Here is a 14,311-nt window from a genome sequence, read left to right as displayed (position 1 = left end):
GTTCTGGTGTTCTGGTGGATGGTGATCGGTGCCGACGGATGGGGGCACCGGTGTTTTCGGGTATGCTTCGCCGCCCCGGGCGCGCGGGGCGCGTCGGGGTTCCGGTGCGGTGATGGGTAATGGTCGATGGCCGGAGGAGGGAGGACGGACCGGATCCGGCTCAGCGCGAAAGCGCGGACATCGGATCGTCATCCACGGCCGCGGGCGGCGGGTCGGGCCCGGGCAGGCCGTCCGCCGCGCGTCCGTCCGCGCCCGCGCCGCCTTCATCGTCCTTCAGCCAGTCGTATGGGTTCCATGGCTTGGAGGCGGCGTCCACGTACCGGTACACGGCGGCGGGGCGGTGCTTGCCGACGCGCTGCTTGGCGCCGGTGTCCTCGAGCTCGCCGGAGGCGAGGATGCGCCGTCGGAAGTTGGCGAGGTCGACGGGTTCGCCGGTGACGGCCTCGACCACGTCGTGCAGCTGGCTGAGCGTGAACGTCTCGCCGACGAGGCGCGCGGCCACGTCGGGGTAGGCGATCTTGGTGCGCAACCGCCACAGCGCGTAGTCGATGATCGCCCTGTGGTCGAAGGCGAGTTCGGGCAGTCCGTTCTCGGGGAACCAGCGGACGTTGTCGGCTTCGACGAAGTCCTTCGCCTCCGCGGTGCCGACGAGCGCCCAGTAGACGATGGAGACCATCGGCAGGCCCCCGCGGGAGCGCCCGGGGTCGCCGAACGTGTACAGCTGCTCCAGATACCGCGGGTGCAGCGTGGTGGTCGATTCGAGCGCGGCGTACGCGGACTGCTCGAGGGACCGGCTGGCGGCCAGGTCGCCGCCGGGCAGCGCCCATGCGCCGAGGAACGGCTGGCGCACGCGTTTGACGAGCGGCAGCCATAGGCGGCTGCGCCCGGTCGAATCCGGCCCGAGGGCCAGGATCACGACGGATACGCCGACCTGCGGCGGCGCGAGCCGTCGTTCGGAGACATTGCCGATGCCCATCGTCCACTTCCGTCCGATCGTGGTTTTCGTTGACGGTGCATCAGCATAACACTGCTTATAGTCAAACTGACTATAAGTTGTTCACGACATGTTCGGCCGGCGCTTCACCGCACCAGCTCACAGATGGATGCCGCTGGCGTCGGCGGTGACCTCACCGATCGAATCAGGCAGGAACGGCGCGAGTTCGGGCAGCTCGTCGAGCGAGTCGAACCCCATCTTCTCGAGGAACAGGTCGGTGGTGACGAGCAGGGTCGCGCGCGATTCGGCGTCGACGCCCTGGCCACGCACCAGCCCGCGCACGATGAGCGAACGGATCACGCCGTCCGAATTGACGCCGCGGATCGCGGAGATCTGCGCGCGCGTGACCGGCTGCCGGTAGGCGATCACGGCGAGCGCCTCCAACGCGGCCTGGCCGAGGCGGGCGGTCTGGCCGTCGGTCACGAACGCGGAGACGACCGGCTCGTACACGGCGCGGCTCGCGAACCGCCATCCGCGCGCGGTGCGGCGCAGTTCGAAGCCGCGGTCGGACACCTCGTAGGCGTCGCGGAGCCGTTCCAGCGCCTCGGTCACCGTAGTCGGGTCCACGCCGAGCACGCGCGCCGCGGCGTCCGGGTCCAGCGGCTCGTCGGCGACCATGAGCATCGCCTCCAGGCACGCCTTCAATCCGCCCGGATACTCCTCCACGTTCATGCGAAATCCCTTTCGTCGATCGATATGGCGGCCTCGTCGTCCAGAGCGGCCGCAGCGTCCGGGGCCCCGGCACCGTCCGCGAACGACGGCTGGTCGGGCGCCCACTTGAGATGGAGCGTCGCGTACGGTCCGGACTGGCGGAACCGCACGCTGCCCTGTTTGAAGAACATGAGCACGGCGAGGAAGCGCGCCACGACCTCCGCGCGCCCGTCCGCGTCGGCGGCGAGTTCGGCGAAGGTCATCGACCCGTCCTCGCCCAATGCGCGCAGCCTGTCGCGCACCAGCGCGGCCTGCGTCTCGAGGTCGACCAGCGGCACGTGCAGCTGGCGGGTGCTCACCGTCGTCGCCGGCACGTCGGCGAACACGCGCGCGGCGATCGACGCGAGGTCGTCGGCGCCGATCGTCCACACGAGCTCCGGCAGCATGGCTGTGATCGATTCGTCGAGTTCGCCGGGATGCGGGAAACGCCCCCTGTTCGCGGCGATGCGCGCGCGGAACTCGCCGGCCGCCTGTTTGAACGCCCGGTACTGCAGGAGCCTCGCGAACAGCAGGTCGCGTTCACGCAGCGCCTCCATCCCGAGCTCGTCGCGTTCGCCGGACAGGTCGGCGGGCAGCAGCGCCGCGCTCTTCGCCTCGACGAGGATCGACGCGACGTCGAGGAACGAGCTCGCCTCGTCCATGTTCGCGGCGAAGTCGAGCCCGCGCACATAGGCGAGGAACTCCTCGGTGATCGCGGAGAGGGACACCTCGGTCAGTTCGAGCCGACGGTTGGCGACCATGCCGAGCAGCACGTCGAACGGGCCGGAGTACACGTCGAGGTTCACGGTGAAACCGGCGGGCGACGACGACGCGGCCGGCTCCCCCGCCGCGGCCGGATCCGACGCCGCCGCGGTGGTGCGCATATCGTCCATTCAGGCGATGACCCCGTTGGCGACGAGTTCGCGGGCGACCTCGCGATACTCCTTGCTGGTCTTGTGCTGCGGCGCGAAGATCGTGATCGGCGCGGCCGCCACGGTCGAGTCGGGCAGTTTGATGGAGCGGGAGATGACGGTGTGGAACACCTTGTCCTGGAACGCCTCGTAGATGCGCTGCATGACCTCCTCGCAGTGGAGGGTGCGCGTGAACATCGTGATGAGCACGCCGTACACCTTGAGCGAGGGATTGATGCGGCTCTGCACCTTCTCGATGGATTGCATGAGCAGGGCGACGCCGCGCAGCGCGAAGAACTCGGCGGCCACGGGGATGATGACGCCGTCCGCGGCGGTCAGCGCGTTCACGGTGAGCAGGCCGAGCGACGGCTGGCAGTCGATGATGATCACGTCGTATTCGTCACGCAGGGGCTTCAGCACCTGGGCGAGGATCTGCTCGCGCCCCACCTCGGTGACGAGCTGCACCTCGGCGGCGGACAGGTCGATGTTCGCCGGGATGATGTCGAGGTTCTCGAAGGCGGTGTGGCGCACCACCTCGTGCACGTCCATGCGGAAGTCGAACAGCGCGTTGTAGATGGTCTTCTCGACGGTGTTCGCGTTGATGCCGAGGCCCACGGTGGCGGCGCCCTGCGGGTCGAAGTCGACGATGAGGCATTTGCGCCCGTACTGGCTCAGCGCGCCGGCGATGGAGATGGAGCTGGTGGTCTTGCCTACGCCGCCCTTCTGGTTGCACATGGCGATGACCCTCGCCGGGCCGTGCTGCCGCAACGGTCCGGGGGCGGGAAAGGTCTCATACTCGCGTCCAAGCATATCGGTAGGCATATGGTTTACCTTATCATCATTGGTGCGCCAATCCGGCTCATCGCGCGCGGGGATGCGCGGTCAGATACGTCTCGATGAGGTTCTCCGGACTCACGTGGGTGTAGATCTGCGTGGTGGTGACGGAGGCGTGGCCGAGCAGCTCCTGCACGGTGCGCACGTCCGCGCCGCCCTGGATGAGATGCGTGGCGAACGAGTGGCGCAGCGTGTGCGGGTGCAGCGGACGCGTGATGTGCGCGCGCTCCCCGGACGCCTTGACGACCTCCCACACGGATTGGCGCGACAGACGCCTCCCCCGTTTGTTGAGGAACACGGCCCGTCTCTCGGGCCTGCCGGAACGGTCGCGCGCCTCCAACGCGGGCCGGCCGAGGTCGAGGTAGCGCGTCATCGCCGTGCACGCGTAGCCGCCGACCGGCACGAGCCGCTGCTTGGAGCCCTTGCCCATGAGACGCGCCACATGCTGGTCCGCCAGGTCGATGTCGTCGAGGTTCAGGCCCACCGCTTCGGAGACGCGGCATCCGGTCGCGTACATGAATTCGAGCAGCGCCTTGTCGCGCAGCATGACCGGGTCGTCGCCGGCGGTCGGCACCGCGTCGAGCAGACGCGCCACCTCGTCCACGGTGAGCACGTCCGGCAGCGTGGAGGTCCCCTTCGGCGCCTTCACGTCCGCGGAGACGTCCTCGCCGACCTCATGCCGGCCGAGCGCGAACCGGTGGAGCTCGTGCACGGCGGCGAGACGGCGCGCCTTCGAACGCGCGGATTCGCCGTCCGCGTCCAATGCGGCGACGAAGTCCTCCACGTCGTACCGCGTGACGCCGCGCAGGTCCGTCACGCCGCGCGAGCGCAGGAACGCGACGTAGCGCGCAAGGTCCGACGAGTATGCGGCGACCGTCGCCTTCGCGAGCCCGCGTTCCACGTCGATATGCGCGGTGAACTGCTCCAGCAGCCTTCCGAATCCGTCGTTTCCGTCGGTCACGATGCTCCTCCCGTACCCCCGTATCGTCCGATCGTATCGGCGATGCCGTGCGGCATCCCGTCACAAACACGAAGACCCCGCGCGTGCGGGGTCTTCGATCAGGATTCGCGTCAGCGGAATCAGGCGGCCTTCGGGGCGTTCACGTCCTCCGGAAGGGCGGCCTTGGCGGCCTCGACGATGGCCTTGAAGGCGTCGGCGTCGGAGATGGCGAGCTCGGCGAGGGCGCGACGATCCAGCTCGATGCCGGCGAGGTGCAGGCCCTGGATGAAGCGGTTGTAGGTAATGCCCTCGGCGCGGACGGCGGCGTTGATGCGCTGGATCCACAGCTTGCGGAAGTCACCCTTGCGGGCCTTGCGGTCGCGGAAGTTGTAGTTGAAGGAGTGGAGCAGCTGCTCCTTGGCCTTGCGGTACAGACGGGAGCGCTGGCCGCGGTAGCCGGAGGCCCTCTCGAGAACGACGCGACGCTTCTTGTGGGCGTTCACTGCGCGCTTGACACGTGCCATATTTCTATTTCCTCAGCTTTCTGAAGTTTGCAGGTCTTGTCTCTGGTCAGGCTCAGCGGGCGCCCAGGAGGCGGTTGAGCTTCTTGGTCTGCGGCGTGGGCAGAACCTCGTCGGCCTTCAGCGCGCGGCGCTGGCGGGCGGACTTGTGCTCGAGGTTGTGGCGCATGGCGCTGCCGGCCGCCATCAGCTTGCCGGTGCCGGTGCGGCGGACGCGCTTGGAAGCGGCGGAATTAGTTTTCATCTTCGGCATTGCTGCCCTCCTTGTTGGTGTGCTTCTTGGAAGTCGTGGCGGAGACCGAGGCTTTCGCCTCCGCGGCGGCCTGCGCCTGCGCCTCCTGCTTGGCGGCGAGACGCGCGGCCTGTCGGGCCTGGCGCTCGGCGCGGGATTCGGCGCCGCGGCGTCGCTGCTCGGACTGGGTGTGCACCTTCTTGCCCTTGGGCGCAAGCGTCATGATGATGTTGCGGCCCTCCTGCTTGGGCTTGGACTCGACGGTGCCGTACTCCTCCACCTCGGCGGCGAGACGCTGCAGCAGTTCCACGCCGCCGATCGGGCGGGACTGCTCGCGGCCGCGCAGCATGATGGTGACCTTGACCTTGTCTCCGCCGTTGAGGAAGCGGACCACATGGCCCTTCTTCACGTCGAAGTCGTGGTCGTCGATCTTGAGGCGGAAGCGGATCTCCTTGATCTCGGCCGTGTTCTGATTGCGGCGGGCCTCGCGGGCCTTAATCTTCTCGTTGTACTTGAACTTGCCGTAATCGATGAGCTTGGCGACCGGAGGCTTCGCGTTGGGCGCCACCTCGACGAGATCGAGGTTCGCTTCCTTCGCCAGGTTGAGGGCGACCGAGGTCGCGATGACTCCCACCTGTTCGCCGTTCGGGCCGATCAGGCGCACCTGCGAGACGCGAATCTCGTCGTTAATGCGTGGTTCGTCGCTGATGATGACTCCAATCCTCTGATTTCCGTAGCGGAGCCCATCCGTAAGACCTCATACCGTCTCGATTCCATGGCATGACGACATGGCATCGCATACACACGCGTTGCATCACATCGGACGTTCCTGACGTCGCTCGCGCATCACCCGAGGATGCGCCGGCCATTGCCGTGGACCCGAGGCCGTGAAAGGCTTCCAGGTGGGGTTGCCCCGCTTTCTTGATTTCTCAAGCCAAATGGAGAGTCTACCACACCCCCGGACATCGCCGCCCTGCGTGTCGCGGGCGGACGGGGACGCCTCACCGCATCTCGCGCAGCAGTCCGCCGACGCCCTCCTTCCTCAGGATGTCGCGGTACGGCCCCGCCTGTTCGGCGATGATGTTGTCGATCGCCCGCATGCCGAGCAGTTCGACGGGCGCGTGGTCGTCGGTGAGGATCAGCGACCGGTCGCCGGAGCCGGTCGACGGGTCGCGCACCGGCGTCATGCGCGAGGCGACCTCGCTCATGTACGCGGCGAGCGCGCCGTCGTGCGTGCGCTCCCATGCCGCGGCACGGAGCGCCGTCGCCTTCACGTCGTCGCGCATGCCGCTGCCGACCGGTTCGGGGACGGTGGCGATGCCGCCGGTGCGCCGCCACGAGTCGCTGCATCCGTCGTAGCGTTTCAGTTCGGCGGCGGTGGGCGCCTTGGCGAACAGCTCGCGGTTGGTGGTGCCGGGCACGTCGGCCGTGTAGGTCGTGCCGATGCGGCACGCGCCGTCGAACACGTTGGCGATGGTGGTCTGGAGCGCCTCGTTGATGGAGCCGCGTCCGTCGGAGACCATGTTCATGTTGACGACCATCACGCCGCCGGGATTGAGATGGTTCCTGACCATCGTGAAGAACTCGTCGGAGCTCATCTGGAACGGGATGGTGATGTCCTGGTACGCGTCGACCATGATCACGTCGTACCGCTCCCGGGACGCGGCGAGCCACGCGCGTCCGTCGTAGGTGGCGACGGGCACGTCGTCCGGCTCGTCGAAGTATTCGCCGGCCAGGCGCGTGATCTTCGCGTCGATCTCGACGCCCTGCACCTTTATCTTCGGATAGTAACGCCTCAGCTGCCGCGCGTAGGTGCCGGTGCCCATGCCGAGGACGAGCGCGGAGCGCGCGTGGTCGGCGAGCGCGGGCGCGGCGAGGGCGGTGTCGTAGTACATGCCCGTGAGCCCCCGGTCCTTCATCGTGACGGACTGCACGCCGAACAGCACGTTGGTGGACAGGATGGTCCGGTCGGGCAGGTTCTTCACCTGCAGGTAGTTGTAGATGGACTCGCCCTCGTAGGCGAGCGTCGAGGAGTCCTCCCAGAACGCGAATCCGCTCATCGGCGAGAGCACGGCGGAGACGGCGAACACGGCGGCCGAGACGGCGCAGGCGACGCGTCTCGCCCGCATCGAGACGAAGTAGACGATCGGGATGGCGAGCAGCAGTCCGGAGAAGACGAGGAACGTGACGAACGTGCCGACGGCGGGGATGGTGACGAACGTGGGCAGGAACGTGCCGAGGATCGAGCCGATCGTGTTGCATGCGGACAGACGCCCCACGACGGACGCGTTGTCGTCGAGCGAGTCGGTGGCGAACTTGTTGAGTCCGGCGGTGACGGTGCCGAGCAGGAACAGCGGCGGCACGAAGACGACCATGCAGCTGGCGAACGCGGCGATGACGAGGAAGTTCGTGGAGACGGTCACGATGAGCAGTCCGGAGACGAGGAGGACCACGTATTTGCCGACGAGCGGGATGAGCGAGATCCACACGGCGGCGGCCATGATGCGCAGGTACAGCTTGTCCGGATCCGGATCGCGGTCGGCCCACCTGCCGCCGAACACGGCGCCCAGGGCGAGCGCGATCATGATGGTGCCGATGATGATGGTCCACACGATCTGCGAGCTGGAGAAGTAGGGCGCGAGCAGGCGCGACGCGCCGAGCTCGGCGGCCATCACGGCCATGCCGGAGAAGAACTCGGTGACGTACAGGAACGTCTTGGATCTGAGGATCGGCCGCTCGCTCGCCGCTGTTTTCACTGCCATGGGACGAACACTAACGCGTCTCGCGTACACTGGACCGGTATGTGTGCGGATATCGAGGGACGCGTGTGCGTCGTGTTCGCGGCGGGCGAATATTACGCCTCGCCGGACTACCGTCCGATCGTCGTGCCGGACGGCGCGTTCGTCGTCGCGGCGGACGGCGGGCTCGACCATGCGCGCGGGGCCGGCGTGACGCCGGACGTGGTGGTCGGCGATTTCGATTCGCTCGAAGGCGATCGCCCCGCGGCCGGTGCGGACACGATCGCGCTGCCGCCGCTCAAGGACGATCCGGATCTGCTGAGCGCGCTGAAGGTGGCGTGGTCGCGCGGCTGCCGCACGTTCCACGTGTACGGCGCGCTGGGCGGGCGCATCGACCACACGCTTTCCGCGATCCGGCTGATGGCGCTCGTCGCGCATCACGGCGGCATCGGGTTCCTGCACGGCGACGGCACGGTCGTGACGGCGATCTGCGACGCGCGTCTCGACTTCCCGGCGAACGACGTGGCGGCCGGGCGCATGGTGTCGGTGTTCTCGCATTCCGACGTCTCGCGGGGCGTGGACGAGCCGGGCCTCAAATACGAGATGCTCGACGGCACGCTCACGTCCGACGCGGTGCAGGGCGTGAGCAACGAGTTCCGTCCGGGCGTGCCCGCCTCGGTGGGCGTGCGCGAGGGCACGCTCGTCGTCACCTTCCCCGCCGAGGCGCCGATGCCGCGCGTGACGCGGCGGCATCCGTTCGGCGGCGATCTGGGCGCGCTGGACACGCGCGTCTCGCCGCTGCTGCGGGGCTGACGGCGGCGGCATCGCGCTTTCGCCGCCGACGCCCGGCCGCCCTGATGCTACTCATGTGAACGCTCACGGAATTTTCGGGATTTTCGACTGAAACACGATGGAAGACGTTGCGTTTCGTACAGACGACGCACTAGAGTGGTCGATGTTGGTAAACAATGGCTCCGGCGTGCCCAGCGTGCCGGCGTCACCCTACAAGGGAGAATTACATGACAGTTAAGATTGGTATCAACGGCTTCGGTCGCATCGGTCGTCTCGCCTTCCGTCGCATCTTCGAGCTCCAGGCTCGCGGCGGCCAGGCCGGCGACATCGAAGTTGCCGCCATCAACGATCTGACCACTCCGGCCACGCTGGCCTACCTGCTGAAGTACGATTCCACCCACGGCACCTTCCGTCACGACGACGGCACGCCGGTCGACGTGAAGGCCACCGAGGACTCCATCGTCGTCGACGGCAAGGAATACAAGGTCTACGCCGAGAAGGACGCCAACAACATTCCGTGGGTCAAGAACGACGGCGTCGAGTTCGTGCTCGAGTGCACCGGCTTCTACACCTCCGCCGAGAAGTCCCAGGCCCACCTGAACGCCGGCGCCAAGAAGGTCCTGATCTCCGCCCCGGCCAAGGACGACGTCACCCCGACCGTCGTGTTCGGCGTGAACCACGACATCCTCAAGGCCTCCGACAACATCGTGTCCGCCGGCTCCTGCACCACCAACTCCATGGCCGCCATGGTCAAGCTGCTGGACGAGAAGTTCGGCATCAAGGCCGGCTTCATGACCACCATCCACGCCTACACCGGCACCCAGATGCTGCTGGACGGCCCGCGTGGCACCAAGTCCGGTCGCAACCTGCGCGCCGCCGGCATCAACACGATCGCCCACTCCACCGGCGCCGCCAAGGCCATCGGCAAGGTCGTCCCGTCCGTCAACGGCAAGCTGCAGGGCCACGCCCAGCGCGTGCAGGTCCCGGACGGCTCCGTCACCGAGCTGACCACCGTCCTCAACACCGAGACCACCGCCGACGAGATCAACGCCGCCTTCAAGGCCGCCTTCTCCGACACGGACTACTACGGCTACAACGATGAGGGCATCGTCTCCTCCGACATCCTCGGCGACACCCACGGTGGCGTCTTCGACCCGACCCAGACCGACGTCAACACCATCGACGGCGTGACCCTGGCCCGCACGGTCTCCTTCTACGACAACGAGTACGGCTTCACCTCCAACATGATCCGTACCCTGCTGTACTTCGCCGAGATCTCCGAGTGAACCCGCGCGGATCCGTCCGCATCGCTTCACCGCTGATATAAGGTGAATGAAACCCCCACCCTTCCGGCGGGGGTTTCTTCGTATCATGGGAGCCATGGCGAAGAAAAAGAAGCATGAGAAAGGCGCCGGTTCCACGCCGGCCACCGTGCAGTTGGAGAAGGCGGGCGTCGCGTTCACGCCCTACGAATACGAACACTCGAACGACCACATGGACGACGGCTACGGTGTGGAGGCCGCCAAGAAGCTCGGATTCGACGAGCATCAGGTGTTCAAGACGCTGATGGCGGATACGGGTTCGGAACGCGTCGTGGGCGTCGTGCCGGTGTCCGGCCACATGGATCTCAAGGCCCTCGCCGCCGCGGTGGGCGCGAAGAAGGCCGCGATGGCCGACCCGAAGGTCGCGATGCGCGAATCCGGCTACGTCGTCGGCGGCATCTCCCCGCTCGGCCAGAAGACGCATCACAAGACGGTGCTCGACGAAAGCGCCTTGCAATTCGACACGATCCTCGTCTCGGGAGGCAAGCGCGGCTTCTCCGTCGGCGTCTCCCCCACCGATCTTCTCCAGGTCCTCGACGCCACCGCCGCCCCCATCGGCACCTGGTGACCGTTCACCCTCCGACCGTTCATCTCCCAGCTCCCCCTTGAGGGGGGAGCTGTCCGCGGAGCGGACTGAGGGGGGTGTCTCGCGCAACGAATGAGGCTCCTGCCGCTCCGGTATCACGGGCGGCAGGAGCCTCATCGATTCGGCATCCCGAACGTCACGCGCCGTACTGTTCGAGATACGCGTCGGCCGCGGCCTTGATGGCGTCGGTCACATACGGCTCGCCGGAATCGGTGAGGATCGAACGTCCCGCCTCGAAGATCTCGCGCACGTTCGCGATGGCGAACACCGGGAAGCCGAACTCGGCCTCGACGGCCTTCACCGCGGACAGGTCGGAGTCCTTGGTCTTCTCCATGCGGTCGACGGACAGCACGAGGCCGACGACCTCGACGTCCGCCTCGGCCTTGAGCTTCGGAATGACCTCGCGCACGGCGGTGCCGGCGGTCATCACGTCGTCGACGAGCAGCACCTTCATGCCGTCCTTCAGCTGGGTGCCGACCATCATGCCGCCGTCGCCGTGGTCCTTCTTCTCCTTGCGGTCGAACGTGTAGCCGACCTCCATGCCGTGGGCGGAGGTGAGGGCGATCGCGGTGGACACGCCCAGCGGAATGCCCTTGTACGCCGGGCCGAACACGGTGTCGATGTCCTCCGGCAGGTTGCCGGCCTCGATCTCGGCGGCGATCTTCTCGGCGTAGAACGCGCCGAGCGTAGCGATCTTGCGGCCGTCGTCGAACGCGCCCGCGTTGATGAAGTACGGGGACCTGCGTCCGGACTTCAGCGTGAAGTCGCCGAACTTGAGCGCCTTGGATTCGAGCAGGAACTGCGTGAATCGGATGTCGAGCGATGCGTTGTCGGTCATGTCTGTCCTTTTCCCCTCCCGCTGGCGGGAGGTGTCACGAAGTGACGGAGGGTGGTCCACCCCCAGTCGGCTTGCGCCGACAGCCCCCGCCAGCGGGGGCCGTACGATTGTCCGGAACGTCCGGTCAGCGCCAGGTCTCGCCAGCGGCGAGCTTGGCGGCGAGTTCGGGACGGTCGTCGAGCAGGTCGTCGAGCTCGCGGGCGACGCGCAGCGGCGCGACCGGGTCGAACAGCGCCGCGGCACCCACCTCGACGGCGTTCGCGCCCGCGTACAGGTATTCGAGCGCCTTCTCGCCGGAATCGATGCCGCCGATGCCGATGATCGGGATGTCAGGCAGTACGGTGCGCGTGCGGTAGACGGCGACCAGGCCCATCGGCAGCACGGCCGGACCGGACACGCCGCCGGTCGTGTTCGCGATGATCGGCTCGCCGGTGCGGATGTCGATGCGCATGCCGAGCAGCGTGTTGATCATGCTCAGCGCGTCGGCGCCGTGTTCGACGGCGGCGCGCGCCGGCACGGTGATGTCGGTCACGTTCGGCGTGAGCTTGATAATCATCGGCTTGTCGGTCATCGGGCGCAGACGGTCCATGAGCTTGGCGAGCGCGACCGGGTCGGTGCCGACGCTCATGCCGCCGTGCGTCACGTTCGGGCAGCTCACGTTGATCTCGAGCATGTCGGCGTCGGAGTCGGCGAGCTTGGCGACGACGGCCGCATAGTCGTCGTCGCAATGTCCGGCCACGTTGGCCACGACGGTGGCGCCCGCCTTCTTGAGCTTGGGCAGGTCGTCCTCGAGATAATGGTCGACGCCCGGGTTCTGCAGGCCGACCGCGTTGATGTTGGAGGCGGGGCCCTCGGCGGTGCGCGGCGACGGGTTACCCTCCCACGGTACGGGCGAGCAGCCCTTGGTGGAAACGGCTCCCAGCTGGCTCACGTCGTAGAACCAACGCACGGCCGCGTACTGGAAGGTGCCGGAGGCGGTGCCGACCGGGTTCTTCCAAGTGACGCCCGCCACCTGGGTGGAGTGCTTCCACTCGTGGGCCTCATACAGGTTGATGTGGTCCGTGTGCTTCGCGTCGGTCATGTTCACTTCCCCCATCCGAGCTGTTCGCGGGTGAACACCGGTCCGTCGGCGCACACCTTGAGTCGTCCGTCCACGGTGTCCACGGTGCACAGCACGCAGGTGCCGTAGCCGCAGCCCATGCGCTGCTCCATGCTCAGCTGGCAGGCGAGGTCGCGTTCCGCGGCCCATGCGGCGACGGCCTTCATCATCGGCAGTGGTCCGCAGGACAGGATCACCGTGTCGAGTCCGTCGACGGTGAGCCTGCCGTCGGCTTCGAGACGGTCGAGCAGGGTGATGACGTTGCCTTCCGACTCGTCGATGCTCACGGTGGTATCGGCGTACGGCTCGACGAACTTGTCGGCGAAATGCTCGTTGCGGTAGCCGAACACGGCGGTGGTGCGCGTCGCCGGGTCGTCGGCGAGACGCTGCGCCGTGTAGATGAGCGGTGGCACGCCGAGGCCGCCGGCGACGAGCACGTAGTGGGCGGCCGTCTTCGTATGGAACGGGCGTCCTAGGGGTCCGAGCACCTGGATCGTGTCGCCGGCCTTGAGCTGTGCGAATCCGGCGGTGCCCTTGCCGACGACGGCGAAGATGACGCTCACCTCGTCGTCATGTGTCTCGCTCACGCCGAACGGGCGCGGCATCGGCATCATCGGGTCGTCGGTGAAGATGTTCACGAACTGCGCGGGGCGTGCGTGCTTGGCGATGTACGGGTCGCGGAAGGTCAGCCGGACGACGCCCGGCGCGGGTTCGGTGACGTCGGTGACGTCGACGGGATGGCGCGGCGGGAAGAATCCCGCGGCGACGGCCTCGTTCACCACGTCATAGGTCGGGGTGAAGGTGGCGCTCATGGTGCTCCTTACGTTGGTCGGTGGTCGGTCTGTTTCGGTGCGCGGGTCCGGGGGCTACAGCACGGCGCGCAGGTCGTCGCGCATGCGGATGGCCGCGTCGCGCGCCGTCTCGTCGACGAGCGCGAGCGCGTCGTCGGCGGACATGGACGGGTTGTAGCGTCCGTCCTTCTTCCATGCGCCGATGATGCCGCGCGACGAGTTGACGATGGCGCCGGAGCCGTCCGCGTCGAACATGCCGCGCACGTCGGCGGCGGTGCCGCCCTGGGCGCCGTAGCCGGGCACGAGGAAGAACGTGTGCGGCATGCGCTTGCGCAGCGCCTTGCCCTCCTCGGGGTGGGTGGCGCCGACGACCGCGCCGACGCGCGAGTAGCCGTGCGTGCCGATCGAGTCGGCGCCCCAGCCTTCGACGAGGTCGGCGACGCGCTCGTACACCTTCGATCCGTCGGCGAGGTCGAGCATCTGCAGCTCGCTGGACGAAGGGTTGGAGGTGCGCACGAGCACGAACAGGTCCTTGTCGCTTTCCTTGGCGGCGTCGACGAACGGAGTGATGCCGTCGGTGCCGAGGTACGGGTTGACGGTGACGGCGTCGACCTTCCACGGGTCGAAGCCGTCCACGCCGGTGAGCATGTGCGCGTAGGCGGCGGCCGTGGAGCCGATGTCGCCGCGCTTGGCGTCGGCGAGCACGTACAGGCCGCGGCTGGCCGCATAGTCGCAGGTCATCGTGTACACGTCGACGCCGGCGGGACCGAGCGCCTCGTACATGGCGATCTGCGGCTTGACGGCGGGCACGATGCCGGCGACGGCGTCGATGATGGTGCGGTTGAACTCGTAGAAGGCGCTGGCGAGCTGTACGGCCGGCGCTTCGGCGGGGTCGTCCACCGAATCCCTGACCTCCTCGGCGAGACCCGCGACCACCTGCGGCGGCACGAGCGCTTCGGTGGGGTCGAGTCCGACGACGCTCGGGTTCTGCGTCGCCTCGATGGCGTCGATCAAGCGGTCCAT

16 protein-coding genes are annotated in these 14,311 nt (G+C 67.5%); 3 read left to right on the top strand and 13 right to left on the bottom strand.

Annotated features, from left to right (window positions below; translation table 11 throughout):
* Positions 1–160 precede the first annotated feature (160 nt).
* From AC1AYN_RS08340 to AC1AYN_RS08300, 9 genes are all read right to left on the bottom strand, one after another.
* Positions 161–976 carry an NUDIX hydrolase gene (locus tag AC1AYN_RS08340; RefSeq protein WP_476532898.1) on the bottom strand — a complete coding sequence of 272 codons (816 nt, stop codon included), beginning with the start codon at positions 974–976 and terminating at the stop codon, positions 161–163.
* Between the two features lie 117 nt (positions 977–1,093).
* The gene (gene scpB / locus AC1AYN_RS08335; RefSeq protein ID WP_476502335.1) at positions 1,094–1,666 is read right to left on the bottom strand and encodes an SMC-Scp complex subunit ScpB; all 573 of its coding nucleotides are present in this window, start codon (positions 1,664–1,666) and stop codon (positions 1,094–1,096) included.
* On the bottom strand, positions 1,663–2,568 hold the full coding sequence (locus AC1AYN_RS08330) for a segregation and condensation protein A (protein ID WP_476532897.1): 906 nt from the start codon (positions 2,566–2,568) through the stop codon (positions 1,663–1,665). The genes scpB and AC1AYN_RS08330 overlap by 4 nt, the downstream gene beginning before the upstream one ends.
* A gap of 9 nt (positions 2,569–2,577) precedes the next feature.
* On the bottom strand, positions 2,578–3,417 hold the full coding sequence (locus AC1AYN_RS08325) for a ParA family protein (protein ID WP_476502333.1): 840 nt from the start codon (positions 3,415–3,417) through the stop codon (positions 2,578–2,580).
* A gap of 37 nt (positions 3,418–3,454) precedes the next feature.
* On the bottom strand, positions 3,455–4,390 hold the full coding sequence (gene xerD, locus AC1AYN_RS08320) for a site-specific tyrosine recombinase XerD (RefSeq protein WP_476532896.1): 936 nt from the start codon (positions 4,388–4,390) through the stop codon (positions 3,455–3,457).
* Between the two features lie 119 nt (positions 4,391–4,509).
* The gene (gene rplT / locus AC1AYN_RS08315) at positions 4,510–4,893 is read right to left on the bottom strand and encodes a 50S ribosomal protein L20 (RefSeq protein WP_476502331.1); all 384 of its coding nucleotides are present in this window, start codon (positions 4,891–4,893) and stop codon (positions 4,510–4,512) included.
* A gap of 52 nt (positions 4,894–4,945) precedes the next feature.
* Entirely contained in the window at positions 4,946–5,143 is a 198-nt protein-coding gene (gene rpmI / locus AC1AYN_RS08310) for a 50S ribosomal protein L35 (protein ID WP_034526016.1), read from the bottom strand.
* On the bottom strand, positions 5,124–5,843 hold the full coding sequence (infC, locus tag AC1AYN_RS08305) for a translation initiation factor IF-3 (RefSeq protein WP_034526013.1): 720 nt from the start codon (positions 5,841–5,843) through the stop codon (positions 5,124–5,126). The genes rpmI and infC overlap by 20 nt, the downstream gene beginning before the upstream one ends.
* Positions 5,844–6,123: 280 nt before the next feature.
* Positions 6,124–7,884 (bottom strand): spermidine synthase, encoded by a 1,761-nt coding sequence (locus tag AC1AYN_RS08300; protein WP_476532895.1) that lies wholly within the window; start codon positions 7,882–7,884, stop codon positions 6,124–6,126.
* Between the two features lie 39 nt (positions 7,885–7,923).
* Between AC1AYN_RS08300 and AC1AYN_RS08295 the strand changes: the two genes are divergently transcribed.
* From AC1AYN_RS08295 to ybaK, 3 genes are all read left to right on the top strand, one after another.
* Positions 7,924–8,673 (top strand): thiamine diphosphokinase, encoded by a 750-nt coding sequence (locus AC1AYN_RS08295; protein WP_476532894.1) that lies wholly within the window; start codon positions 7,924–7,926, stop codon positions 8,671–8,673.
* Positions 8,674–8,879: 206 nt separating this feature from the next.
* Entirely contained in the window at positions 8,880–9,938 is a 1,059-nt protein-coding gene (gap, locus tag AC1AYN_RS08290) for a type I glyceraldehyde-3-phosphate dehydrogenase (protein WP_034526007.1), read from the top strand.
* 94 nt (positions 9,939–10,032) lie between these two features.
* A complete protein-coding gene (ybaK, locus tag AC1AYN_RS08285) occupies positions 10,033–10,542 on the top strand; it encodes a Cys-tRNA(Pro) deacylase (RefSeq protein WP_476502327.1) in 510 nt (169 codons plus the stop codon).
* 154 nt (positions 10,543–10,696) lie between these two features.
* On the opposite strand, the gene pyrE is transcribed toward ybaK, so the two are convergent.
* The 4 genes from pyrE to pyrF all read right to left on the bottom strand — a co-directional run bounded on the left by pyrE (position 10,697) and on the right by pyrF (position 14,311).
* Positions 10,697–11,398, bottom strand: a complete 702-nt coding sequence (gene pyrE / locus AC1AYN_RS08280; protein ID WP_476532893.1) for an orotate phosphoribosyltransferase — start codon at positions 11,396–11,398, stop codon at positions 10,697–10,699.
* A gap of 124 nt (positions 11,399–11,522) precedes the next feature.
* Positions 11,523–12,494: a dihydroorotate dehydrogenase gene (locus AC1AYN_RS08275; protein ID WP_476502325.1), complete on the bottom strand. Its 972-nt coding sequence runs from the start codon at positions 12,492–12,494 to the stop codon at positions 11,523–11,525.
* A complete protein-coding gene (locus AC1AYN_RS08270) occupies positions 12,482–13,309 on the bottom strand; it encodes a dihydroorotate dehydrogenase electron transfer subunit (RefSeq protein WP_476532892.1) in 828 nt (275 codons plus the stop codon). The genes AC1AYN_RS08275 and AC1AYN_RS08270 overlap by 13 nt, the downstream gene beginning before the upstream one ends.
* 54 nt (positions 13,310–13,363) lie before the next feature.
* Positions 13,364–14,311 carry an orotidine-5'-phosphate decarboxylase gene (gene pyrF, locus AC1AYN_RS08265; protein WP_476502323.1) on the bottom strand — a complete coding sequence of 316 codons (948 nt, stop codon included), beginning with the start codon at positions 14,309–14,311 and terminating at the stop codon, positions 13,364–13,366.

The organism is Bifidobacterium sp. LH_413 (assembly GCF_056357015.1).
Note: the sequence above shows the minus strand (reverse complement) of the source record. Positions and strands in the feature narration are given on the sequence as shown.